This is a genomic window from Streptomyces novaecaesareae (assembly GCF_000716875.1).
Lineage (GTDB): Bacteria > Actinomycetota > Actinomycetes > Streptomycetales > Streptomycetaceae > Kitasatospora > Kitasatospora novaecaesareae.
Genome location: NZ_JNWQ01000028.1, coordinates 40,631 through 64,125, shown reverse-complemented (window position 1 = coordinate 64,125; position 23,495 = coordinate 40,631). Strand labels below are relative to the sequence as shown.

The 23,495-nt window shown below is 73.4% G+C and carries 19 protein-coding genes and 1 other RNA gene; 2 read left to right on the top strand and 18 right to left on the bottom strand.

Features of this window, described 5'->3' with window-relative positions:
• From OP86_RS13180 to OP86_RS13155, 6 genes are all read right to left on the bottom strand, one after another.
• Positions 1-2,328, bottom strand: coding sequence for a xanthine dehydrogenase family protein molybdopterin-binding subunit (locus OP86_RS13180; RefSeq protein WP_030257388.1), 2,328 nt, complete (start codon positions 2,326-2,328; stop codon positions 1-3).
• Positions 2,325-3,539 carry a (2Fe-2S)-binding protein gene (locus tag OP86_RS39160; RefSeq protein ID WP_418952603.1) on the bottom strand — a complete coding sequence of 405 codons (1,215 nt, stop codon included), beginning with the start codon at positions 3,537-3,539 and terminating at the stop codon, positions 2,325-2,327. The genes OP86_RS13180 and OP86_RS39160 overlap by 4 nt, the downstream gene beginning before the upstream one ends.
• A complete protein-coding gene (locus tag OP86_RS38005; protein WP_051830041.1) occupies positions 3,536-4,402 on the bottom strand; it encodes an FAD binding domain-containing protein in 867 nt (288 codons plus the stop codon). Before OP86_RS38005 ends, OP86_RS39160 begins: the two co-directional genes overlap by 4 nt.
• 302 nt (positions 4,403-4,704) lie before the next feature.
• Positions 4,705-5,103 (bottom strand): glycoside hydrolase family 20 zincin-like fold domain-containing protein, encoded by a 399-nt coding sequence (locus OP86_RS13165; protein ID WP_030257382.1) that lies wholly within the window; start codon positions 5,101-5,103, stop codon positions 4,705-4,707.
• An 88-nt stretch (positions 5,104-5,191) separates the two neighbouring features.
• Entirely contained in the window at positions 5,192-5,467 is a 276-nt protein-coding gene (locus OP86_RS13160) for a DUF3039 domain-containing protein (protein ID WP_030059739.1), read from the bottom strand.
• Between the two features lie 63 nt (positions 5,468-5,530).
• Positions 5,531-6,124, bottom strand: a complete 594-nt coding sequence (locus OP86_RS13155; protein WP_030257378.1) for a YqgE/AlgH family protein — start codon at positions 6,122-6,124, stop codon at positions 5,531-5,533.
• Positions 6,125-6,416: 292 nt separating this feature from the next.
• On the opposite strand from OP86_RS13155, the gene murA reads away from it, so the two are divergent.
• On the top strand, positions 6,417-7,757 hold the full coding sequence (gene murA, locus OP86_RS13150; protein ID WP_030059738.1) for a UDP-N-acetylglucosamine 1-carboxyvinyltransferase: 1,341 nt from the start codon (positions 6,417-6,419) through the stop codon (positions 7,755-7,757).
• A gap of 75 nt (positions 7,758-7,832) precedes the next feature.
• On the opposite strand, the gene OP86_RS13145 is transcribed toward murA, so the two are convergent.
• From OP86_RS13145 to ftsE, 8 genes are all read right to left on the bottom strand, one after another.
• Positions 7,833-8,114 (bottom strand): HU family DNA-binding protein, encoded by a 282-nt coding sequence (locus tag OP86_RS13145; protein ID WP_030059737.1) that lies wholly within the window; start codon positions 8,112-8,114, stop codon positions 7,833-7,835.
• 508 nt (positions 8,115-8,622) lie between these two features.
• On the bottom strand, positions 8,623-10,095 hold the full coding sequence (locus OP86_RS13140) for an NAD-dependent malic enzyme (RefSeq protein ID WP_030059736.1): 1,473 nt from the start codon (positions 10,093-10,095) through the stop codon (positions 8,623-8,625).
• Between the two features lie 350 nt (positions 10,096-10,445).
• The gene (locus OP86_RS13135; RefSeq protein ID WP_030059735.1) at positions 10,446-12,749 is read right to left on the bottom strand and encodes a HelD family protein; all 2,304 of its coding nucleotides are present in this window, start codon (positions 12,747-12,749) and stop codon (positions 10,446-10,448) included.
• 151 nt (positions 12,750-12,900) lie between these two features.
• Positions 12,901-13,282, bottom strand: a transfer-messenger RNA (tmRNA) gene (gene ssrA / locus OP86_RS34295).
• Between the two features lie 86 nt (positions 13,283-13,368).
• Entirely contained in the window at positions 13,369-13,845 is a 477-nt protein-coding gene (gene smpB / locus OP86_RS13130) for an SsrA-binding protein SmpB (RefSeq protein ID WP_030059734.1), read from the bottom strand.
• Positions 13,846-13,889: 44 nt separating this feature from the next.
• Positions 13,890-15,029 (bottom strand): S41 family peptidase, encoded by a 1,140-nt coding sequence (locus OP86_RS13125; protein WP_030257374.1) that lies wholly within the window; start codon positions 15,027-15,029, stop codon positions 13,890-13,892.
• 113 nt (positions 15,030-15,142) lie between these two features.
• Complete coding sequence (gene ftsX, locus OP86_RS13120; RefSeq protein ID WP_030059731.1) at positions 15,143-16,054, bottom strand: permease-like cell division protein FtsX; 912 nt, start codon at positions 16,052-16,054, stop codon at positions 15,143-15,145.
• 78 nt (positions 16,055-16,132) lie between these two features.
• A complete protein-coding gene (gene ftsE / locus OP86_RS13115) occupies positions 16,133-16,822 on the bottom strand; it encodes a cell division ATP-binding protein FtsE (protein ID WP_030059730.1) in 690 nt (229 codons plus the stop codon).
• Positions 16,823-17,171: 349 nt separating this feature from the next.
• Here ftsE and OP86_RS13110 point away from each other — a divergent pair, with 349 nt between their 5' ends.
• Positions 17,172-17,366, top strand: coding sequence for a hypothetical protein (locus OP86_RS13110; protein WP_030059729.1), 195 nt, complete (start codon positions 17,172-17,174; stop codon positions 17,364-17,366).
• Between the two features lie 86 nt (positions 17,367-17,452).
• Here the strand turns inward: OP86_RS13110 and prfB are convergent, their stop codons facing one another.
• The 4 genes from prfB to OP86_RS13090 form a co-directional block, all read right to left on the bottom strand.
• A complete protein-coding gene (gene prfB / locus OP86_RS13105) occupies positions 17,453-18,565 on the bottom strand; it encodes a peptide chain release factor 2 (protein WP_030059728.1) in 1,113 nt (370 codons plus the stop codon).
• A gap of 118 nt (positions 18,566-18,683) precedes the next feature.
• Entirely contained in the window at positions 18,684-19,937 is a 1,254-nt protein-coding gene (locus OP86_RS13100; RefSeq protein WP_030257370.1) for a serine/threonine-protein kinase, read from the bottom strand.
• Positions 19,938-20,133: 196 nt separating this feature from the next.
• Positions 20,134-21,303: a GH12 family glycosyl hydrolase domain-containing protein gene (locus tag OP86_RS38000; protein ID WP_078588713.1), complete on the bottom strand. Its 1,170-nt coding sequence runs from the start codon at positions 21,301-21,303 to the stop codon at positions 20,134-20,136.
• A 25-nt stretch (positions 21,304-21,328) separates the two neighbouring features.
• Complete coding sequence (locus tag OP86_RS13090; protein ID WP_030257367.1) at positions 21,329-23,215, bottom strand: serine/threonine-protein kinase; 1,887 nt, start codon at positions 23,213-23,215, stop codon at positions 21,329-21,331.
• Positions 23,216-23,495: the final 280 nt, after the last annotated feature.

Below are 23,495 nucleotides of genomic sequence, written 5' to 3'. Positions count from 1 at the left end.
TCAGGCCGTGACGGCGTCCTCCGCCCGGATCGGCAGCCGGCCGACCGGCAGGCCGGTGGCGGCGCGGACGGCCGCGGCGACGGCCGCCGGGGCCACCACCGCGGGCACGGCGCCGACCGCCTTGGCACCGAAGGGGGCGACCACGTCGCGCTCCTCCAGCAGGGCCGCGATCCGCACCTCCGGGGTGTCCAGCGCGGTGGGCAGCCGGTAGCCGGTGAGCGAGGGGTTCTGCAGCACGCCGCCCTCGGTGCGCAGGTCCTCCAGCAGTGCCAGGCCCACGCCCTGGGCCACGCCCGCCTCGATCCGGTCCTCGATCTGCCGCGGGTTCAGCGCCCGGCCGACGTCCTGGGCGACCGTCATCTCGACCACCCGCACGGCGCCCAGCTCGATGTCCACGTCCACCACCGCCCGCATCGCGCAGAACGAGATGGAGACGAAGGCGTCGCCGTGCCCGGCCTCGTCCAGGGGCTCGGTGGGGTGCGGGCGGCACTGCGCGGTGGCCCACAGCTCCTTGCCCTCCAGCGCCTCGGCGACCGGCATGCCGAGCACCCCGTCGTACGAGGTGATCTTGCCGTCGGCGATCTGCAGCAGCTCCGCCGACATCCCGAAGTTCGCCGCGATCGGCTGCAGCAGCTGGTGGCGGACCATCAGCGCGGCCCGCTCGACGGCGCCGCCGGAGACCCAGGTGTGCCGGCCGCGGGCGGAGGGCCCGGCGATCGACTGGTCGCTGTCGGCGGGCGCGATGTAGACCTCGCTGACGCCCAGCACGGTCTGCACGATCTGCCGGGCCAGCGTGGCGAAGCCCTGCCCGGCGTCGACGGCCGCGCAGATCACCGTGGCGTGGTCGCCGCTGACCCGGACGGTCGCGGTGGAGACCTCGTCCTCGCCCTCGGCGCCCAGCATGTGCACCATGCCGACGGCGTAGCCGATGCCGCGCCGCACCGCCGCCGGGTCGCCCGCGCCGCCGGGCCCGCCGGGCAGCAGCCACTCGGCGTCCGGGTCGTCCACCGGCAGGGCCGGCAGCGGCTCGTCCGCGACGGCGTCCAGCAGCGCGCGCACCGGCGCCGGGCAGGTGACGGCCTGTCCGGTGGGCAGCGGGTCGCCGGTGGACATCGCGTTGCGCCGGCGGATCTCCACCGGGTCCACGCCCACCCGGGCGGCCAGCTGGTCCAGCTGCGATTCGTACGCGAAACAGGCCTGCAGCGCGCCCTCGCCGCGCATCCGGCCGGCCGGCGGGTTGTTGGTGCGCACCGCCCAGGCGTCCACGAAGACGTTCGGGCAGACGTACGGGCCGGCCGAGAACGCCGTCGCGGCGGCCAGCGCCTCGGCGGAGACGTCCGCGTAGGCGCCGCCGTCCAGCAGGATCTGCGCCTCGACCTTCACCAAGGTGCCCTCGGCGTCGGCGTGGTGGCGGTAGCGCAGGAGCGCGGGGTGGCGCGAGGTGTGGGTGTGGAAGGACTCCTCGCGGGTGAGGGTCATCTTCACCGGGCGGCCGGTGCGCAGCGCCAGCAGCGCCAGGGTGACCTGGAAGGACAGGTCCTCGCGGTCGGTGGTGGCGCCCGGCACGCCGGTGACCACCAGCCGGACCCGGTCGGGCTCAAGGCCCAGGCAGGCGGCGGTGCGGTCGCGGTCGCCGTGCGGGTCGGTGGAGGACAGGTGCAGCTCGACGCCGCCGTCCGGCCGCGGCACGGCCAGCCCGGCCTCGGCGCCGAGCGGGGCCGGGTCCTGCCGGCCGACCTGGTAGAGGCCCTCGACGACGATCTCGCCGACGGCGTCCGGGTCCCCGGTGCGCAGCGGCAGGTGGCGGAACAGGTTGCCGTCCGGGTGCAGCGGCGGCGCCGTGAAGGCCTGCTCGGGGTCGGTCACGGCCTCCAACGGCTCGTAGTCGACCGCGATCAGACCGACCGCCAGCCGGGCGGTGTCCGGGTGGTCGGCGGCCACCGCGGCGATCGGCTCGCCGTGGTGGCGCACCACGCCGGCGGCCAGCACCGGCCGGTCGGCGACGATCGGGCCGGCCGGAGCGCCGTCCGCAGTGCCCTCCGGGCCGGGCGGCAGGTCGGCGGCGGTGACCACGGCGTGCACGCCGGGCAGCGCGAGCGCGGCCGAGGTGTCGATGCCGCGGATCCGGGCGTGCGGGTGCGGCGAGCGCAGCAGCGCGCCCCACAGCAGCCCCTCGGCCCACAGGTCGGCCGCGTACGGGTAGATGCCGAGCGCCTTGGGCAGCGCGTCGCTGCGCAGCGGGGAGCTGCCCAGGCCGAACGGCTCCGGTGCGCCGCCCTCGCCGCCGTCCTGCTGGAGTGCTGCGCCGATGTCGGTAGGCGACGTCATGATGCGTGGTCGTCCTCGGGGAGCCGGATTCCGTGGGCGGGGGTGGCGCCGTACGGGACGCCGGCCGGGGCACCGCCCTCGGCCGGGGCGCCGTGCGGGGCGGCGTACGGGGTGCCGTGCGGCGGCGTGCCGTCGAAGGCGGCGCCGGGCAGCGGGGTGCCGTGCGCGGGGGTGGGCTCGTAGACCGGGGCGTCGTACCCGGTGTCGTAGCCGCCCTGCTGCTGGCCGTCCGGGTAGGGCAGGTACGTGCCGTGGGCGGGGGTGCCCTGGTACGGCTGCTCGGGGTAGGCCTGCGGCGGGTAGTACACCTGGTCGTCGACGGCCTGGGCGGGGATGCCGCCCTGGACCGGCGCCAGGACGGCGGTGTCGTACACGCCGGTGTCGTAGCCGCCCGGCGCGTCGCCGTACGGCGTCCCGGCCGGCGCCTGCGCTTGGTCCGCGGGGTGGGGGGCGACGGGCTGCTGCGGGACGTGTTCGATCCAGGCCTCGGCGTCGGCGTAGACCGGCGGCTCGACGGCCGTCCCGGGTTCGACGGGCACGCCGCCGGGCACCTCGGCGGGCGCCTCGGCCACCGGCTCGGCGGGCGTGTCGCCCGGCGCCCCGGCGGCCTGCTCGGCGGAGCGCGCGGCCTCCGCGGCAGCGGCCTCCTCCGCCTCCTCGGCCACCAGCGCACGGGCGTCCGCGACGGTCTGGACGGCGGCCAGCACGCCCTTGTAGCCGGTGCAGCGGCAGAGGTTGCCGCAGAGCGCCTGCCGGGCCTCGACCTCGGTGGGCCGGTGGTTGCGCTGGAGCAGGTCGTGCACGGCCATCGCCATGCCGGGGGTGCAGTATCCGCACTGCACGGCGCCGGAGGCGGCCAGCGCCTGCTGGACGTCGCTCGCGCCGCCGGCCGCCGACAGGCCCTCGACGGTGTTGATCTCGCTGTCCGCGGCCAGTGCCGCGGGCACCAGGCAGCCGGCCACCAGCTGGCCGTCCACCTGCACCGAGCAGGCCCCGCACTCGCCCTGCTCGCAGCCGTCCTTGGCACCGGCCAGGCCGAGCCGCTCGCGCAGCACGTAGAGCAGGCTCTCGCCGATCCAGGCGTCGGTGACGGGCCGTTCGAAACCGTTGACCCGCAGCGTGTAGGAGGCGCACGGGCGCAGCTCGCGGCTGACCTGCGGGGAAAGGCCGAGCGGGTCGGCGTCGAGGGTCTCGATGGGGTCTGTGGTCACTTCAGCGCCCTTCCCAGTGCCCGTCGGGCCAGCACCGCTACGGTACGCCGCAGCCGAGCGGCGGCCGCCGTCGGCCCCTCGGTCACGGCTTCCCAGGCGCCCTCGGCGCCGTAGTTGTCGGGGACGCAGGCGGCGGCCACGTACTCGCCGAAGGCGGCGGTCGCGGTCGGGTCGATCTCCCGGCTGCCGTCCCAGTCGATGCAGCCGGCCACCCAGGCCTCGGCCTCCAGCGGGCGCAGCGGCACCGGGGCGACGGCCCCGACGGCGCAGCGCACCGAGCGCCGGGCCGGGTCGAGGACGAGGGCGACGGAGGCGGTGGCGCGGGCCGGGCCGCTGCGGCCGGTGGCCTTGAGGAAGACCTGCGGGGCGTGCAGCAGCGGGACGCGCACCCAGGTGAGCAGCTCGCCGGGGCGCACCGGGTCGAGGCCGGTGAGCAGGTGACTGACCGGCACCTCGCGGCTGGCGCCGGCCCGGGCGAGGGTGACGGTGGCCTCCAGCGCGGTGAGCACCGGCAGGGTGTCGCCGGCCGGCGCGGCGGTGACGATGTTGCCGCCGAGGGTGCCGACGTTGCGGACCTGAGGCGGGCCGGCGGTGCGGGCGGCGTCGGCGAGCGCGGGGATGAGCGCGGCGAAGTCGGGGCGGTCCATCCGGGCGTGGGTGAGTCCGGCGCCGAGTACGGCGGTGCCGCCGTCCTCGTAGCGCCAGCCGCGCAGTTCGGTGATCCGGCCGAGGCCGACCAGGGCGGCGGGGCGCAGCCGTCCGGCGTTGACGGCTTCCATCAGGTCGGTGGCTCCGGCCACCGGTACCGCGGCCGGGGCGGTGGCCAGCGCGTCGACGGCCTCGTCGAGCGAGGCCGGCAGCATGATCGTCCGGTTCACCTGGGTCCCACCGTGCTCCACTTGCTCATCGATCGCCTGCCGCCCGCCGGCCCACGGCCGTGTCGTCCCGCGTCAGCAGCCCGGCCTGGCCCGTAGGGTACGGGCGATCGGGCCGGGTTGGGCAACTCTGGCACACAATGCTCGATGATCATTTCGGGGCCGGTGAACGGGACTGCCCGATTGGGACGGATACCGGGCGGTATCTGCCACGACCCGGTCCGGGCCAGGGCGGATGTTCATCTGTTCTTGACGTCGGATGACCGCCCGGAAGTTCCCGGTGAGTAGGACTAGCGCACCGGAGGCGGGCCCTCGATGTCAGCGCCGGGCAGCACCCAGCCCTCGCGGCGCAGCGGCGAGCGGCGGTAGGCGTCCGGCCCGAGCAGCTGCCGCAGGGTCTGCGCCCCCCACAGCGCGCCGGCCGGGCCGCCCGCGGCGAGCAGGGCGCGGCCGGGGCGCACCGTGATCCGGTACGCCTCGGCGGCGAGCGCGTCGTCCTGGACCAGTTCGATGCCCGCGCCCGGCCGGCCGGGGCCGAGCGGCAGCCCGGTGGCGGCGGACAGCGTGGTGCGCAGCCAGCGCTCGGCGTCGGCCAGCGCGGGCGCGGCGGTCAGCGTGGTGGCGGCGTCGAGGGGGAAGTCCTCGTCCGGGCGGCGGACGGCACTCGAAGGTGCGGGAATGAGGTCCATTCCGACATCCTGCCCACGCCCGGAACGATTGGCATAGACCACTGCGGAAACGCGGTGCTATCCGGAACGACGCCGCACGCCCGGCGGACTACTTGTCGTCGTCCCCGCCCTGCGGCTTGCCGATGCCGTCGTAGATCTCCTTGCACATCGGGCAGACCGGGTACTTCTTCGGGTCGCGCCCGGGCACCCACACCTTGCCGCAGAGCGCCACCACGGGAGACCCGGAGAGCGCACTCTCCATGATCTTGTCCTTCTGGACGTAGTGCGCGAAGCGCTCGTGGTCGCCGTCCCCGTGGGACACCTGGGGGACGGGCTCGACCAGGGTGCCGGTGCCGAGGCCGCGCTCGGGCTCAAGAGTGCTCATGGGTGCCAAGTCTATGGGCGCCCCGGGAAACCGGGCCAGTGTCGCGCGTGGGGGGCCTGCGGCTCAGTTCATCGTCGGGTCGTCCGGGTACGTCGCCAGCAGGGCGATCGGCCCGCGCTGGCGGCGCAGCACCGAGCGCCAGAGCCGCTCCGGCTCGGGGCTGGAGACGTCCCCCGGCTCGCAGTCCACCAGGTACCAGGCGCCGCTCTCCAGCTCCGCCTCCAGCTGGCCCGGCGACCAGCCGGCGTACCCGGCGAAGATCCGCAGGCTGCCCAGCTCGCCGGCCAGCACCTCGGGCGGTGCCTCCAGGTCCACCAGGCCGATCGCCCCGTGCACCCGCCGCCAGCCCAGCGGCTCGCCGCTTCCCGGCTCCCCCGGCGCCACCGCGAGGCCGAGCGCCGAGTCCAGCGCCACCGGCCCGCCCTGGAACACCACGGCCGGCTGCCCGACGAGTCTTCCCCAGCCGTCCAGCACACTGCCCACCTCGACCGGCGTCGGCCGGTTGAGGACCACACCGAGCGCCCCCTCGGCGTCGTGGTCGAGGAGGAGCACCACCGCCCGCGCGAAGTTCGGGTCGGTGAGCAGGGGCGTCGCGACGAGCAGACGGCCGGTGTGGGACCGGCCTCCGTGCGAATGGGCCGCCGTCATGCCACACATGATCCCGCAGAACGGCACCGGTCGGACACCGCAACGCCCGAAACCGCGCCACGCCGGACGAACACCCGTACAGCCGTACCGGAGGGCGGTAGCGGCCCCGGAGAGAGCACCATCACGGGAGAGGCACACGGGAACCATCGGGACGCCTACTACCATCTACGTCTGGTGGACGCCCTTATACGTGCCGACTCGGTTTCGCCGGGGGCCCGAACGCGCCCGTACGACCGGTCCACCACCGGCTCTCTCCCGGAGCCCCCTCCTCACTCCTCTGGCACCCCGGATTGCGAGAACGATGACCGACGACGTCCTGCTGGTCCACGGCGGAAACCCGCTCGAAGGCGAGATCCGCGTCCGCGGTGCGAAGAACCTGGTCCCCAAGGCCATGGTCGCCGCCCTCCTCGGCCAGGGCCCCAGCAGACTGCGCAACGTCCCGGACATCCGCGACGTCAAGGTGGTCCGCGGGCTGCTTCAGCTGCACGGCGTGACCGTGCGCACCGGTGACGAGGACGGCGAGCTGATCCTCGACCCCTCGCACGTCGAGAGCGCCAACGTGGCGGACATCGACGCGCACGCCGGCTCCTCGCGGATCCCGATCCTGTTCTGCGGCCCGCTGCTGCACCGCCTCGGCCACGCCTTCATCCCGGGCCTGGGCGGCTGCGACATCGGCGGCCGCCCGGTCGACTTCCACTTCGAGGTGCTGCGCCAGTTCGGCGCCACCATCGAGAAGCACCCGCAGGGCACCTACCTGGTCGCCCAGCAGCGCCTGCGCGGCACCAAGATCGAGCTGCCCTACCCCTCGGTCGGCGCGACCGAGCAGGTGCTGCTCACCGCGGTGCTCGCCGAGGGCGTCACCGAGCTGCGCAACGCGGCCATCGAGCCGGAGATCGTCGACCTGATCTGCGTCCTGCAGAAGATGGGCGCGATCATCACGCTGGGCACCGACCGGACCATCCTGATCACCGGTGTGGACGAGCTCGGCGGCTACACCCACCGCGCGCTGCCGGACCGGCTGGAGGCCGCCTCCTGGGCCTGCGCGGCGCTCGCCACCAGGGGCGACATCTACGTCCGTGGCGCCCGCCAGCTGGAGATGATGACCTTCCTCAACACCTTCCGGAAGGTCGGCGGCGCCTTCGAGGTGGACGACGAGGGCATCCGCTTCTGGCACCCCGGCGGCGAGCTCAAGGCGATCGCCCTGGAGACCGACGTGCACCCGGGCTTCCAGACCGACTGGCAGCAGCCGCTGGTGGTCGCGCTGACCCAGGCCACCGGCTTGTCCATCGTCCACGAGACGGTGTACGAGTCGCGCCTCGGCTTCACCGGCGCGCTGAACCAGATGGGCGCGCACATCCAGCTGTACCGCGAGTGCCTGGGCGGCACCCCGTGCCGCTTCGGCGCCCGCAACTTCCTGCACTCCGCGGTCGTCTCCGGCCCGTCCAAGCTGATCGGCGCCGAGCTGGTCATCCCGGACCTGCGCGGCGGCTTCTCGTACCTGATCGCGGCGCTGGCGGCCGAGGGCACCTCGACCGTGCACGGCATCGACCTGATCAACCGCGGCTACGAGAACTTCATGGAGAAGCTGCGCGACCTGGGCGCCCACGTCGAGCTGCCCAGCGAGCAGCTGGTCGACGCCTGACCGGTCGGCACCTGACACGACGAGAGGCCGGGCTCCCCGCGGGGAGCCCGGCCTCTCGGGCGTTCAAGGGGTGGTTCAGGCGCCCTTGGCGGCTTCCTTCAGCTTGGAGCCGGCGCTCACCTTGGCGCTGTAGCCGGCCGCGATCTGGATCGGCTCGCCGGTCTGCGGGTTGCGCGCGGTGCGGGCAGCGCGGTGGGTGCGCTCGAAGGTCAGGAAACCGGGGATGGTGACCTTCTCGTCGCCCTTGGCGACGACCTCGCCGACGATCTCGGCGAAGGCGGCCAGAACGGCGTCGGCGTCCTTGCGGGTCACCTCGGCGCGCTCGGACAGCGCGGCCACCAGCTCACTGCGGTTCATGTGTACTCCTGTGGTCTGTTCGCTTGCGGTGTGCGGGGGCCCATCGGTTCTCCCACCGGGGGGCACCCGGATGGGCCGCAGGTCCGCACACTGTGCTCATGCAGGCAATGCGTGGTCGCAGGCCGGGTCCGTACCCGATGCCGCGCGCCGGAGCCTTCGAAGGCCCGCCCGCCCGCCTGGATACGAATCCTGCCCCGACCGGCCCCGAGAAAGCCAATCGGGCCCCGGCCGGGCCACCCGAAAATCGCCCGCCCGTTGGAGGTGTGACGCTCCGTCGGCTCCGGCGGACCGGGCGCGGACGGCGGTCGGGACGACTCGCCGGAAGACCAGGGGGACGTTCCGTACTTGTCGGACACGCCTGCCCCGTGCAGGGCTACCGTACGCCCTAGGACTGACAAGCCCAAACACGCCCCTCGCCCTTGTGTCGCAAGGGTTCGGGGCGGGCTGGGCGGGTATGACCGCTATTCGCACATTTGAGCGACGGACGACACGTCCACCGGGCCGATCGTCAGAGCTTGACGACGGGGAAGGCGGAGGTGTCGAGGGTGCCGACGATGCCCGGGGTCGGGCGGGCCGGCGCGGGGGCCTCCTGGCCGCCGGCCAGGGCCGCCTCGCGCACCGCGGCGGCGACGGTCTTGGCGACGTCCTTGTGGAAGACGCTCGGGATGATGTAGTTCGCGTTCAGCTCGTCGTCGGCGACGGTGGTGGCCAGCGCGCGGGCGGCGGCGATCATCATCTCGGTGTTGACCGTACGGCTCTGGGCGTCCAGCAGGCCGCGGAAGACGCCCGGGAAGACCAGCACGTTGTTGATCTGGTTCGGGAAGTCGCTGCGGCCGGTGGCGACCACGGCGGCGGTCTGCCGGGCGATGGCCGGGTCGACCTCCGGGTCCGGGTTGGCCAGCGCGAAGACGATCGCGTCCGCGGCCATGGTGGCCAGGTCGTCGCCATCCAGGACGTTCGGGGCCGAGACGCCGATGAAGACGTCCGCGCCCGCCACGGCCTCCTTGAGGCTGCCGGTGCGGCCCGAGCGGTTGGTGTGCTCGGCGATCCAGCGCAGGCTGTCGTTGAGGTCCTCGCGGCCCTGGTGGACCACGCCGCGCACGTCCGCCACGGTGGCGTGCTGGACGCCGGCGGCCAGCAGCAGCTTGAGGATCGCGGTGCCGGCCGCGCCGGCGCCCGACATCACCACGCGGATGTCGCCGATCTCCTTGCCGACCACCTTCAGCGCGTTGGTGAGGGCGGCCAGCACCACGATCGCGGTGCCGTGCTGGTCGTCGTGGAAGACCGGGATGTCCAGGGCCTCGCGCAGCCGGGCCTCGATCTCGAAGCAGCGCGGCGCGGAGATGTCCTCCAGGTTGATCCCGGCGAAGCCCGGGGCGATCGCCTTGACGATGGCCACGATCTCGTCGGTGTCCTGGGTGTCCAGGCAGATCGGCCAGGCGTCGATGCCCGCGAAGCGCTTGAAGAGGGCCGCCTTGCCCTCCATGACCGGCAGCGCGGCCGCCGGGCCGATGTTGCCCAGCCCCAGCACCGCCGAGCCGTCGGTGACCACGGCGACGCTGTTGCGCTTGATGGTCAGCCGGCGGGCGTCCTCGGGGTTCTCCGCGATCGCCAGGCAGACCCGGGCGACACCCGGGGTGTAGATCATGCTGAGGTCGTCACGGTTGCGGATCGGCAGCTTGGACGACATCTCGATCTTGCCGCCGAGGTGCATCAGGAAGGTGCGGTCCGAGACCTTGCCGATCGACACGCCGTCGATCGCGCGCAGCTTCTCGACGATCTCCTCGCCGTGCGCGACCGAGGAGGCCGCCACCGTGACGTCGATCCGCAGCGCCTCCAGGCCGGAGGCGGTGACGTCGAGACCGGTCACCGATCCGCCGGAGGACTCCACGGCCGTGGTGATCGCGCTGACGGCGTTGCCCCGGGCCGGGACCTCCAGCCGTACCGTGATCGAGTTGGAGACACTGGGCACCGTCGCCATCGACGCTTCCTTCTTCCGTCTGTCCCGCAGGCTCAACATTTTGTTGAAGGCATCGCCTGCGCATGCTAGACCTCGATCGTCGCACCTTCCAAGGGATAGCCAGAAATAACGTTCATAGAGTGTGCGGATCCGACAATCCCGGCCGACCCGACCGAGCTCCCGCCGCGCACTCCTTGCCTCTCCGGGCCGATGCGTTACATTGGACGGGACACCGGCTCGATCCAAGCCCCCGGGCCCAACCTTCGTCCCTTCGAGGGACCACTTGCCGCGAGGCGAGCATGGCGGGTCGGTGTCATCAACGTCTGAAGGCCCCTCACCGAGCGGTGGGGGGCCTTCTTCCGTACGGTCCGTCAGCCGTGCAGCAGCGCGGGCACGCCGGCCGAGTCCGGCAGGTCGTCCGGGCCGGACAGCACCGTCAGCCGCTGGGTCGCCCGGGTCAACGCGACGTACAGCACCCGCAGGCCCGCCTCGGACTCGCCGGCGATGCCGGTCGGATCGGCCACCACGGTCGCGTCGTACTCCAGGCCCTTGGCCTCCAGGCTGCCCAGCACCACCACGCGCTCGCCCAGGCCCTCGGCCCAGCCGGCCGCCTCGGCCCGGCGGTCCATCGGCACCACGATCGCCACCGTGCCGTCCACCTCGCCCAGCAGCCGGTCCAGCTCGGCCCGGGCGGCCCCGCCGAAGGCCTCCGGCGAGGGGTCGGCGACGGCCGCGAAGCGCGGCTCCACACCGACGTGGCGCACCGCGCTCGGCGAGGGCGTGCCCGGCGCGGCCAGCGCCAGCACCTTGGCCGCGACCTCGGCGATCTCGGCCGGGTTGCGGTAGTTCACGGTCAGCGTGAAGCGCCGGCGCGGCTTGCCGGACAGCACCTCGTCCATCGCGGACTGGGCCTCCTGCGGGAACGGCCAGGAGGACTGCGCGGGGTCGCCGACGATCGTCCAGGTGGCCATCCGGGCCCGGCGGCCGATCATCCGCCACTGCATCGGGGTGAGGTCCTGCGCCTCGTCCACGATCACGTGGGCGTACTCCTTGCGCTCCACCGGCTGGCGGTCGCGTTGACGGGCGCTGCGGTCGGCGAAGGTGGTGACCTCGTCCAGGCCGGTCAGCAGGTCCATCGCGTCCACCTCGCGGACCTTCGGACGGGCCGGCTCGCCGAGCAGCACCTGCAGCTCGTCCACCAGCGCGACGTCGTGCGCGGACAGCGCGCCCTCGCCCGCCGGGGACAGGTGGCGCCAGGAGGCGGCCAGCAGCCTCGCCTCGTCCGGGGTGACGGCCCGCCGCGCGATCCGGTTGGTGTGGCGGTGCTGCTTGAGCGTGCCGAGCACCCGGCGCGGGGTCAGGGCCGGCCACCAGGCGTCCAGGAAGTCCAGGAACGACGCCTCGTCCGAGACGTACTCGTCGAAGGACTCCTTCTCCTCCTGGCGCTGCTCGCGGGCGTAGTGGTCGGTCGGCTTCGGCAGGGTCTTGACGATCTCCTGCCACAGGGCGTCCAGCAGCAGTCGGCGGGCGCGCGGGCGCAGCAGGTTCAGCGGGGTGCCGCCGGAGCCCACCACGTTGCCGCGGACGGCCTTCAGCCGGCCCGCGTCGAGCTTCAGCACCTCGCCGCGGGCGACCACCTTCAGCTCCTGCGGCGCGCCCAGCTCCAGGGCCGCGCGGGCGGCCCGGCGCAGCAGCTGCGTCATCCGGGCCGAACCCTTGACCCGGGCCGCCTCGGGGGTGTCGTAGGTGCCCGCCTCCATGCCGTCCACCAGCGAGCCGACGGCCCGGATGGCGACCTGGCCCTCCTCCCCGAGCGCCGGCAGCACGCCCTCGGTGTAGGAGACCAGCAGCGGGGTCGGCGAGACCACCAGGATGCCCCCGGCGTAGCGCCGGCGGTCCTGGTAGAGCAGGTAGGCGGCGCGGTGCAGGGCGACGGCGGTCTTGCCGGTGCCCGGGCCGCCGGTGACCAGGGTGGCGCCCGCGGCGGCGGCGCGGATCACCTCGTCCTGCTCCTTCTGGATCGAGGAGACGATGTCACGCATCGAGTGGCTGCGGGCGCGGCCCAGCGAGGCCATCAGCGCGCCGTCGCCGACCACGGCCAGCTCCTCGCCGTCCAGGGTCGGGGTGAGGTCGGGGCGCAGCAGGTCGTCCTCGACGCCGATCACCCTGCGGCCCTTGGAACGGATCACCCGGCGGCGGATGACCCGGCCGGGCTCGACCGGGGTGGCGCGGTAGAACGGCGCGGCGGCGGGCGCGCGCCAGTCGATCACCAGCGGGCCGTACTCGGCGTCCAGCACGCCCAGGCGGCCGATGTGGAGGGTCTCGGCGACGGCCGGGTCGGCCGGGTCGAGTGGGGTGTTCGAGGGGATGCCGTGCTCCTCCGGGGCGTCCGCCCGCTGGAGGTCGATCCGGCCGAAGAGGAAGTCCTCGAACTCGTTGTTGAGCCGCTGGAGGTGGGCGCCGGCCCGGTAGACCTGGGCGTCACGCTCGGCGAGGGCGCCGGGGGTGCCGACCTGGACCCGCTTGGCGGCGTCCTCCAGGATGTACTCGGCCTCGGCGAGCTTCTCCTCCAGCCGGTGGTAGACGGTGTCGAGGTGCTGCTGCTCACCGGCGATCTCGCGCTCGCGGACGGTCTCGTGGTCGGTGGCGGGGGTGGTGTCCGTGTTGCTCTGCATGGCCTCGGTGGTTGCGACGGAATCCGGCTCCGGAAAACGAGCGGACGGATGATCCTACGCCGCGACCCCCGGACGGCGCTGCACCGGAACGTACAAAATCCGAAGGCCGCCCTCCGCGGAGCGGTGGACGGCCTTCGGTGTGAACATGGGGTGGTGGAGATGCCGGGAATCGAACCCGGGTCCAGTGGAGTTAATTCAGGGCTTCTCCGAGCGCAGTCCGCTGTGATTTTCTCGGCCCTGGCGGTCACACGGACAAGCCGCCAACAGGCCCAGCTGCTGTTTGATTTCCCATCCACCCCCGCAGCCCGGGCGGACGGTTGAGTTCCCTAGATTATGCCAGGGTCCGGGTCGGGAACCCCCCGGTCTGACACCCAAGCGCTATCGGTGCTTATTAGGCAGCGAGAGCGAACTGCTGGGAATCGCGCTTAGAGTTGGCGATTATTTTTTTGCGACAGATGGTTTACGAGATCATTGCCGCGTTCCTCGGCTCGCTTCCCCTGTTTCAACATCCCCTGTCGAAACCGATCATCCCCATGTTTTTTTGAGAAACAGCTCGGACGATGACCGTCCGTGTTGCTTGCGCCATAGTACGCGAGGCGACGGGCGAGGGTCCAGCGGATTAACCCTGGCGCCGTCGGGCGGCCGCCACGGCGCGTGCCGTCTCGCGGGTGTCCTGCTTCTCGCGCAGCGTCTGGCGCTTGTCGTACAGCTTCTTGCCGACGGCGAGCGCGAGTTCCAGCTTCACCCGGCCGTCCTTGAAGTACAGCGAGAGCGGGATCAGGGTGTGGCCCGCGTCGCGGACCTTGGTCTCGATCTTGCGGATCTCCAGCTTGTGCAGCAGCAGCTTGCGCTTGCGCCGGGCCGCGTGGTTGGTCCACGTCCCCTGGGTGTACTCGGGGATGAAGACGTTGTCGATCCACGCCTCGTGGTTCTGGATGTAGGCGTAGCCGTCGACCAGGTTGGCCCGCCCCTCGCGCAGCGACTTGACCTCGGTGCCGGTGAGGACGAGGCCGCACTCGTAGGTGTCGAGGATCATGTACTCGTGTCGCGCCTTCTTGTTCTGCGCGATCAGCTTCTGTCCGGTTTCCTTTGCCATAGCCCGGTCATTCTCGCACTTCCGGGCCCGGAGGGGCAGCTCCTTTAGGCGCGGGTGCCGAGCCCGGCCAGCACCCGCAGGGCGAGCGCGTCGGCGTCCTCACCAGTGGCCGCCGGGACGTCGGGGGCCAGGCCGGTGCCCTCCGGGGAACGGCCGGCCGGGGTGTAGTAGCGGCCGACGGTCATCTCCAGCACCGCGCCGTCGGCGAGCCGGCTGGGCTGCTGGACGGTGCCCTTGCCGAAGGTCCGGGCGCCCACCACGACGGCGCGGCTGCGGTCCTGTAAGGCGCCGGCGAGGAGTTCGGCGGCGCTCATCGTGCCGCCGTCCACCAGCACCACCAGCGGGGTGCGCTGGTCGCCGCCGCGCGGGGCCGTCAACTCCCTCGTCCCGCCGCGCTCCTGGTACGAGCCGACCGGGCCGCCGTCCAGGAAGATCCCGGCGGTGCCGGCCGCCTCGTCGACCAACCCCCCGGAGTTGCCGCGCAGATCGAGCACCACGCCGGTGTGCGGGGCGCGCAGCACGGCGCGCACCCGGTCGGCCACGCCGCTGGTGAAGGCCCGCACGGTGACCCTCAGCACGCCCCCGTCCAGGCGCTCCGCGACCACCTGCTGGCTGTCCAGCAGGGCGCGCCGCAGCCGCAGTACGCGCACCTCGCCCTCGCCGCGCCGGACCTCCAGGGTGACTTCGGTGCCGGCCCTGCGCTCGTCGCCCCGGCCGCGCAGCCGCGCGACCACCTCGGTGACCGGCAGGTGGTCGGCCTGGTCCCGGCCGACCCGCAGCAGCCGGTCGCCGGCGGCGATCCCGGCCGCGGCGGCCGGGCCGTCGGGCGAGACCTGGGAGACCTCGGTGACACCGTCCTCGCCGCGGCCGACCGAGAGGCCGACGCCGAGGTAGCGGCCGTCCAGGCCCTGGCTGAACTCGGCGTACTCCTGCGCGCTGTAGTACGCGCCCCAGCGGTCGCCGTTGGCGCCGAGCAGGTGCTCGGCCTGCTGCTCGGACAGCGCGGTGCCGGCCGGGTCCGCCGGGAGCGCGCCGCCCGCCGCCCGGGCGGCGTCCGCGGAGGGGCGCGGCGGAGGGACGCCCGGGTCACCCCAGGCGCCGGTGGCCGCGCCGGCCAGCAGCACGGCGCCGAACACCAGGCTGAGGGCGGCCACCTGACGTGCCCCGCGCGGAGTTTGCAGCATGGCAACGGAGTGTAGACACCGCCCCGCGCCCGGCGGGCCGGAACGGCGGACCGCGAAACGCCGGCGGCCCCGGACGGCGCAGTGCCGTCCGGGGCCGCCGAGGCGTCCGGGGGTCAGACCTTGAGGTACTTGCGCAGCGTGAAGAACGCCGCGATGCCGGCCATGCCCATACCCACCACGACCAGCAGCGGTATCACCGCGAGCACCGAGCCGAGGCCGATGAAGTGGATGAACTGCACCCGGTCGGCCAGCCAGTTCTGGACGAAGAAGTGCCCGGCGACCAGCAGTCCGGAGGCCATCGCCGCGCCGAGCAGCGCGGCGAACGCGGCCTCGGCGATGAAGGGCATCTGGACGTAGAAGTTCGAGGCACCGACCAAGCGCATGATGCCGGTCTCGCGCCGCCTGCTGAACGCCGACACCCGGACGGTGTTGACGATCAGCAGCAGGGCGACGAAGAGCATCAGCACCATGATCACGAACGCCGCCGTCTGCAGGCCGTTGAGCAGGCCGAACAGGTTCTCCAGGATCTTCCGCTGGTCCTCGACCGACTTCACGCCGGGCTTCCCGGCGAAGGCGCTCTGGATCACGTCGTACTTGGTCGGGTCGTTGAGCTTGACCCGCCAGGACTGCGGCATGGCGTCCGGGCCCAGGACGGAGATGAGCGGGTTGTCCGGGTTCATCTCCTTCCAGTGCTTGTACGCCTCGGGGGAGCTCTCGTAGGTGGACGACTGGACCACCGAGCTCATCTTGTCCAGCTGGTCCTTGATGTCCTGGACCTGCTGGTCGGTGGCCGCGCCCTTGTCGCACTGGGGCGAGTTGCGGGCATCCGCCTTGGTGCAGAAGTAGATGCTCACCTCGACCTTGTCGTACCAGTACCCCTTCATGGAGTTCACCTGGTCGCGGACCAGGAGCGAGGAACCGGCGAGGGCGAGGGAGAGCGCGACACTGACGACGACCGCGATGGTCATCGTCAGGTTGCGTCGGAGACCCACACCGATCTCCGACAGGACGAACTGGGCACGCATGCGGGAAACAACTCCAGGGTCGGTACTGCTCGGTCGGGCGGATCGGGCCGGCGGCCCTAGCGGGTCAGCGCTGGTCGGTCAGTGCTGGTACCCGTAGACGCCGCGGGCCTGGTCGCGGACGAGCAGCCCCTTGTCGAGCTCGATGACGCGCTTGCGCATCTGGTCGACGATGGCCTGGTCGTGGGTGGCCATCAACACCGTGGTGCCGGTGCGGTTGATGCGGTCGAGCAGCTTCATGATGCCGACCGAGTTCTGCGGGTCGAGGTTGCCGGTGGGCTCGTCCGCGATGAGCAGCATCGGACGGTTCACGAACGCCCGGGCGATCGCCACGCGCTGCTGCTCACCACCGGAGAGCTCGCCCGGCATGCGGTCCTCCTTGCCGCCGAGGCCGACCAGCTCCAGCACCTCGGGCACCACCTTGTTGATGGCGCTCTTGGGCTTGCCGATCACCTCCAGGGCGAAGGCGACGTTCTGGGCGACCGTCTTGTTGGGCAACAGACGGAAGTCCTGGAACACGGTGCCCAGCTGGCGGCGCATGTGCGGCACCTTCCAGTTGGACAGCTTGCCGAGGTCCTTGCCCAGTACGTGCACCGCGCCCGTGCTGGGACGCTCCTCGCGCAGGCACAGGCGCAGGAAGGTGGACTTCCCCGAGCCGGACGAGCCGACCAGGAAGACGAACTCACCCTTCTCGATCTCCAGCGAGACGTTGTCCAGGGCGGGACGGTTCTGCTTGGGATAGGTCTTGGAGACGTTGTCGAATCTGATCACGGCTGCATCACGGAGGCCATCCTAGGCGGCGCCAGTCCTCGGTCGGTCCGCCCCGGAGGCCCGGTCCTGGGGCGGGCGAAAGGAGCGCAGAGGGCCGCTCCCGGTCTGGGACCATACGCGAATCCGCAACCGGCCTGCAGGGCCCGCCCGGGACAGCAGTCGAAACCTGGGGGAGAATGTCGGGTTATGCCCGGAATATTGCGAGGCATCTCACAGCCCGGGAGCCGGAACCGCCGGAACCTGGCAGAGTGGAGGGAGCGACCGTGTCCGGCCGCTCCCCCGTACAGGGCAAGAACGGGAACCAAAGCCCCGTCCGGCGCGTTGGCTGTAGCAGCGAGGAGGAGATCGCATGACCTGCGACCATCTGGTGTGCGCCAACTGCAACGGCCGCGTCAGCGACGGGCGTTGCCCGGTGTGCCGCGCCAACCGGGCCCGACTGCAGGAGCAGCAGGGGCCGTTCGCCGCGCTCTCCCCCGCGATGCTGCTCGCCCTGCTGGCCGGGCTGCTCGCGGTGGCGCTGATCGCCCGGCAGGCGCTGGCCTGACGGCCACGAGACGTACGACGAAGGCCCCCGACCGCTGCGGTCGGGGGCCTTCGTCGTGTTCGGTGCCCACTGGCACCTGTCTGTGCTTACTCGGCGCTGGTCTCGCGCTGCTTGCGCCAGCGGATGCCGGCCTCGATGAAGCCGTCGATGTCGCCGTCCAGCACGGCCTGCGGGTTGCCGGCCTCGTACGCGGTGCGGACGTCCTTGACCATCTGGTACGGGTGCAGCACGTAGGAGCGCATCTGGTTGCCCCAGGAGCTGCCGCTGTCCTTGAGCGCGTCCATCGCCGCCTTCTCCTCCTGGCGGCGCCGCTCCAGCAGCTTGGCCTGGAGGACGTTCATCGCGGACGCCTTGTTCTGGATCTGCGAGCGCTCGTTCTGGCAGGAGACCACGATGCCGGTCGGGAGGTGGGTGATGCGCACCGCCGAGTCGGTGGTGTTGACGCCCTGGCCGCCGGGGCCGGAGGCGCGGTAGACGTCCACCCGCAGCTCGCCCTCGTCGATGTCGACGTGGTCGGACTGCTCGACGACCGGGAGCACCTCGACACCGGCAAAGGAGGTCTGCCGGCGGCCCTGGTTGTCGAAGGGCGAGATGCGGACGAGGCGGTGGGTGCCCTGCTCGACCGAGAGGGTGCCGTAGGCGTACGGCGCCTTCACGGTGAAGGTCGCGGACTTGATGCCGGCCTCTTCGGCGTACGAGGTGTCGTACACCTCGGTGGGGTACCCGTGCCGCTCGGCCCAGCGCAGGTACATGCGCATCAGCTGCTCGGCGAAGTCGGCGGCGTCCACGCCACCGGCCTCGGCGCGGATGTTGATCAGCGCCTCGCGGGAGTCGTACTCGCCGGACAGGAGGGTGCGGACCTCCAGCTCCTCGACGGCCTTCTGCAGGGCGACGAGCTCGGTCTCGGCCTCGGCGCGGGTGTCCGCGTCGTCCTCGGCCTCGGCCAGCTCGAACAGCACGCCCAGGTCGTCGATGCGGCTGCGCAGGCCCTCGACCCGGCGCAGTTCACCCTGGAGGAAGGAGAGCCGACTGGTCACCTTCTGCGCGTTCGCGACGTCGTCCCACAGGTTGGGGGCGGCTGCCTCCTCCTCCAGGACCGCGATGTCGGCCCGGATCTTGTCCAGGTCGAGGACGGCCTCGATCGACCCCATGGTCGTATCGAGGTTCTTGAGCTCTTCGGAAGGATCGACGGCTGCCACGCCCCCCAGGGTAATGGTTCCGGGGGTGGTCATGACGACACCCCCGTTCCCGCGGACCCTGGGGCCTGTCTTCGAACCCCCGGCGTCGCCCCGCAGGCGGGAGTTCGAAGACAGGCCCCTAGGGCGCCCGCGGAGCGGTGCTGTGCACGGCCGGACGGGCCGGCCGGCCGTGGTCCGGGGCGGTGGCCGCGAAGGCCGTCCAGGCCGCCGCGGCGCCCGCCAGCAGCAGGACGGTGGCCAGCAGGACGGCCAGCATCCGGCGGCGGCGCAGCAGCGCCTGGCGGTCCCGGCGGTGGCCCGGGGCCGTGCGCTGGGCGCGGGACTCGGCGGCGTACGCGGCCAGCTCCTCGGCGGACGGGCGGCGCAGGCTGGTGTGGGTGTCCCGGGTGGAGTCCGGGGCGGCGCCGGGCACCAGCGGGACGGCGGGGCCGCGGCGGCGCTTGTGGGTGCCGGGCCCTGCGTCGATCTCGGCGTAGACGGCCTCGCCGGGGGTCAGCTGCTCCTCGGCCGGGGCGCGGCCCTGGGTGGGCACGGCCAGCACCGGCAGGCCGGCCAGCGAGGGCAGCTGCTCGCGCAGCCGGGCGGCCAGCTCGGCGGCGCGCAGCCGGGAGGCGGGGGCCTTGGCCAGGCACTCGGAGATGATCCGCCACAGCCCGTCCGGCAGGCCGGGGATCGGCGGCACCTGCTCGGTGACGTGCCGGCGCAGCACCGCGCCGGTGTGGCCGCCGCCGAACGGGGTGGAGCCGGCCAGCAGCTCGTACAGGACGGTGGCGAGGGCGTAGATGTCGACGGCGGCGCGCGGCTCCAGGCCCTCGATGATCTCGGGGGCGAGGTAGTCGGGGGTGCCGATGATCCGGGTGGCCCGGGTGCGGCGCGGGGCGTCGACCAGGCGGGCCACGCCGAAGTCGGTGAGCTTGGCGCGCGGGGCGCCGCCGGGGCCGGGGGCGGCGGCGAGGTCGAGCAGGACGTTCTCCGGCTTGACGTCGCGGTGGACGATCCCGGCCGCGTGCGCGGCGGCCAGGCCGTCGGCGACGTCGGCGATGATCGAGGCGGCGGTCTGCGGCGGCAGTGCGCCGTCCCGCTCCAGCCGGGAGCGCAGGTCGGTGCCCTGGACCAGTTCCATCACCAGGGCGAGGTCGCTGCCGTCCACGACCATGTCGCGCACGCCGACCACCCGGGGGTGGTCGAGGCTGGTCAGCGCGGTGCGCTCCTGGACGAAGCGGCCGACCAGCACCTGGTCGGCGGCGAGGTCCTCGCGCAGCAGCTTGACCGCCACCGGGCCGTCGGGCCCCTCACCGAGCCAGACCGTCCCGGCCGAACCCCGGCCGATCACCTGGTGGACGGTGTACCGGCTGCCGATCTTGCGTGCCAATGCTGCTCCGTGGGCGGCGCGGGAGCGCTCCGGGGGTCCGGTGCGCTCGGTGGGGCGGGACAACAGCGACCAACCTACGCGCCCGGAGGCCCGCGGGGGCCGCCTGAGGGGCCCGGAGCGGGACTCTCGGGCGAGAATTCTCGTGGATTGTCGACAAAGCGTCAATCCTGCTGTCGGGCGCGGTCGGGAGCCCGGATCAGCCCACCGAGTCCGGCAGACTCCAGCGCTGCCCCGGGGAGCCGTCGCAGCCGGCCAGGTCGGCGCCGCCGCCCGGTGCGGTGCCGTCCGCCGGGTCGCGCAGGCAGCCCTGGGCACCCTGGTTCCACAGCGCGCCGGCCATGCCCACCAGCCAGACGTGGTACGGCGAGCCGTTGCAGGGGTTGAGCGAGGCCCGGTTGCCGTCGGTGCCCAGACACTTGCCGCCCTGGCGGATCGTGCCGTCGATCTCCACGCTCCACTGCTGGGCGGGCGAGCCGTCGCAGTCCAGCAGCGCGACCGGCTCGGGGCCGTCCGGGGTGCCGCCGGGCAGGTCGGCCAGGCAGCGGCCGCCGGGGGCGCCGATCGGGCCCACCGGGCGCCCGGGCCGTACGTCGGTGGAGAAGGACTCCGTCCGCAGGCCGGCGCCGTCGCGCCAGACCTCGAAGCCGGCCTCCACCGAGATCAGGTACCACTCCGGCTTGACCACCCCGCGGGCCACCGCGTCCCGGACGAAGGCCCGCAGGTCGAGGTCGGTGACCGAGTCGACCGGGGTCTGCGCCTGGTAGGCGACCATCGGCCACTGCCGGCCGTTGGCGGCGATGGTGAGCTGCCAGCTGGTGTAGCCGGCGCCGCCGATGCTCGCGGTGCTCCCGGCGGGGGAGGCCGAGGCCGGGCGGCGGTCCAGCCAGATCATCAGCTCGGCGCCGTCCGGCTGGCCGTTGGCGGCCGGGGTCGTCGCGCCGGTGTTGAACCACAGGTCGTACGCCGCGTTGAAGTCGCCCCGGGCGGGCAGCGTGGTGGACCAGCTGCTGGTGGCCCGCCCCAGCTCCGAGACCCGCACCGGCAGCGCGCTGCCCGTGCTGCAGGTGCCCCAGTGGCAGCCGTCGAAGATCTCCGGGTAGGCGACCGGCCCGGCCGGCGGGCTCCCGGCCGCCTCGGAGGACTGCACGGTGAACCCGGCCCGGCCGTCCGTCCCGAGGCACTGGCGGGCCCCGCCGTAGTTGTTGTTGTCCACCACGTACCGGCCGCCCGCGACCGGGACGGTCTCGTACTGGCCGCAGTGCGACACCTCCGCCGCCGCTGCCGGACCGGCCGGCAGCAGCAGCCCGGCCACCGCGAGCACGGCGCCCATCAGCACCGCACCCGCCCGGCTCCCCCGCGTTCCCATCCCCGTGCTCCCCCTCAGTCCTGTCCTATTTCCCGAAGACGCTGCTGACCCAGTCGCGCACGGAGTCGTACCAGCCCACCACGTTGTCCCAGTAGTGCGGCAGCGGCGTGAAGTTCCACAGCGCCACCGAGGCCAGCGTCAGCACCAGCAGCACCATCAGGCAGCCCTTGAGGCAGCCGAGCCCCGGGATGTACATCCGGTTGCGGCTGCGCGGGCGCGGCTCACGGGCCGGCGCGGGCTCGCGGCGAGCCGACTCGCGCGGCTCCTCACGGCGCGGCGGGGCCTCCCGGTACTGCGGTGCGGGCGGCTCGGCCCGGCGCGGCACCGGGGCGGGCGGGGGCGGCGGCGGGTAGCCGCCCTGCGGCCGGCCGTACCCGTCCGGGGCCTGCCGGTAGCCGCCCGGCGGCTGCGGACGGCCACCGGGCTGGCCGCCCTGGCCGCCCTGGCCCGGCTGGCCCCCCTGGCCCGCCCGGTAGGGCGGCGGGGCCACCGGCGGGCGCTGCGCGTAACCGGGCGGCGGCGGGGCCTGGCGGTAGCCGGCCGGCGGCTGCTGCTGGTGGCCGGGCGGCCCGGCCGGGGCGCCGCGGTAGGGCGGCGGGGCGCCCTGGCCGGCCTGGTAGGGCGGCGGGGCGACCTGCGGCTCGCCGTACTCCTCGTAGTCCTCCGGGCCGAAGTAGCCGACCTGGGTCTGCTGGTTGCGGTCCCGCGCCGCGCGCAGCTGGGTCTGCCACGGGTGCGGCGCCTCCTCCTTCGGAGCACCGGGCGCGCCGGGCGCGGCGGGCGGGGGCGGCGGGACGGCGGCGGGCGGCATCACCTGGGTGCGGTCCTGGCTGCCGTACGGCGGCGCGGGCGGCGGCTGGGTGCCCATCACCCTGGTCGCCGCGGCCGGGTCGTACGCCGGGGCGCCCGGGCCGGTCGGGGGCAGCACCTGGGTGCGGTCCTCGGTGCCCGGCAGCACCCCGGGGACGGCCGGGACGGTACCGGGGACGGCGGTGGGCCGCGGGTCCGGCTGCAGCAGGGCGGCGACCGCCAGCGCCTCGTCCACCGCCGCCGGGGAGGCGTGCACGCCGACGCCGGCCGCGACCACCCGCAGGGCGCGGGCCAGCGAGGTGGCGCCGGGCCGCTGGGCCGGGTCCTTGCGCAGGCAGCGCTCGATCACCGTCCAGAGCGGCTCGGGCATGGTGCTGGGCCGCTGCGGCTCCTGCGCCAGGTGGGCCTGGAGGACGGCGAGGGCGCTGTCGCCCTGGAACGGCTGGCGGCCGGTGACCAGCTCGTACAGCATGATCCCGGCGCCGTACACGTCCACCGCGGAGGTCTGCGGGCGGCCCTCGGCGGACTCCGGCGCGACGTACGCGGGGGTGCCGACGAACTCGTGGGTGCGGGTGACGCCCGGGGAGTCGGCGAGGCGGGCGATGCCGAAGTCGGTCAGCAGCGGGTGCATCTGCTCGATGCCGTCCACGACCGTGGAGGCGAGCAGCACGTTGGCCGGCTTGAGGTCGCGGTGGACGATCCCGTCGGCGTGGCTGGCCGCCAGCGCGTCCGCGACCTGGGCCATCAGCAGGGCGCCCGCGATCGGGCTGAACGGACCGTTGGCGCGCAGGTAGCGGGCCAGGTCGGGGCCCTCGACCAGGTCCATCACCAGGGCCAGCAGCTCGCCCTCGACGACCAGGTCGCGGACCCGGACGATGTTGGGGTGGGTCAGCCGCAGCAGCAGCGAGCGCTCGCGCAGGAAGCGCATCACGACGTCCGGGTCGGCCGCCAGTTCCTCGCGCAGCACCTTGATCGCCACCCGCTGCCCGGGCTCGCTGCCCGGCACCTGGACGTCCTCGCGCACCACTGCGCGCCAGACGGTGCCGGTCGCACCCCGCCCGAGGGTCTCATCCAGCAGATACTTGCTGCCGACTGGCCGCACCTGTCGCACTCCTCGCCGTGCCGCCCGCGCGGGGCGCTCCTCCGCCGGTGCGGTGAGCCTGCCGGGCCCGTGTCTGCGGCCACTCTAACGGTGTCCGTTCGGGTTTTCGGGGTGACCGGCAGGGCATCGGAGCAGGGTTGGGGGACATCCCCTAGGGGAGTCCCCGGAGCCGCTCGCCGGGCTGTTCACAGGCCCGGCGGGGCACCGGTTGACCTGACTCACCGTCGCCTCCACCATGGCGATGATCGCAAGATCGTCAAATCCGGTACCGTGCGCGGAC

Excerpts from the sequence above, each read along its gene's own strand:
- OP86_RS38005 (WP_051830041.1), bottom strand. The coding sequence starts at position 4,402 with ATGCTGCCGGCCTCGCTCGACGAGGCCGTCGACGCGCTGGCCACCGCC.
- OP86_RS13140 (WP_030059736.1), bottom strand. The coding sequence starts at position 10,095 with ATGGCGACGGTGCCCAGTGTCTCCAACTCGATCACGGTACGGCTGGAG.
- OP86_RS13110 (WP_030059729.1), top strand. The coding sequence starts at position 17,172 with ATGACCTGCGACCATCTGGTGTGCGCCAACTGCAACGGCCGCGTCAGC.
- OP86_RS38000 (WP_078588713.1), bottom strand. The coding sequence starts at position 21,303 with ATGGGAACGCGGGGGAGCCGGGCGGGTGCGGTGCTGATGGGCGCCGTG.
- OP86_RS13125 (WP_030257374.1), bottom strand. The coding sequence starts at position 15,029 with ATGCTGCAAACTCCGCGCGGGGCACGTCAGGTGGCCGCCCTCAGCCTG.
- OP86_RS13135 (WP_030059735.1), bottom strand. The coding sequence starts at position 12,749 with ATGCAGAGCAACACGGACACCACCCCCGCCACCGACCACGAGACCGTC.
- OP86_RS13145 (WP_030059737.1), bottom strand. The coding sequence starts at position 8,114 with ATGAACCGCAGTGAGCTGGTGGCCGCGCTGTCCGAGCGCGCCGAGGTG.
- OP86_RS13165 (WP_030257382.1), bottom strand. The coding sequence starts at position 5,103 with ATGGACCTCATTCCCGCACCTTCGAGTGCCGTCCGCCGCCCGGACGAG.
- smpB (WP_030059734.1), bottom strand. The coding sequence starts at position 13,845 with ATGGCAAAGGAAACCGGACAGAAGCTGATCGCGCAGAACAAGAAGGCG.
- OP86_RS13180 (WP_030257388.1), bottom strand. The coding sequence starts at position 2,328 with ATGACGTCGCCTACCGACATCGGCGCAGCACTCCAGCAGGACGGCGGC.
- ftsX (WP_030059731.1), bottom strand. The coding sequence starts at position 16,054 with ATGCGTGCCCAGTTCGTCCTGTCGGAGATCGGTGTGGGTCTCCGACGC.
- murA (WP_030059738.1), top strand. The coding sequence starts at position 6,417 with ATGACCGACGACGTCCTGCTGGTCCACGGCGGAAACCCGCTCGAAGGC.
- OP86_RS13160 (WP_030059739.1), bottom strand. The coding sequence starts at position 5,467 with ATGAGCACTCTTGAGCCCGAGCGCGGCCTCGGCACCGGCACCCTGGTC.
- OP86_RS13155 (WP_030257378.1), bottom strand. The coding sequence starts at position 6,124 with ATGTGTGGCATGACGGCGGCCCATTCGCACGGAGGCCGGTCCCACACC.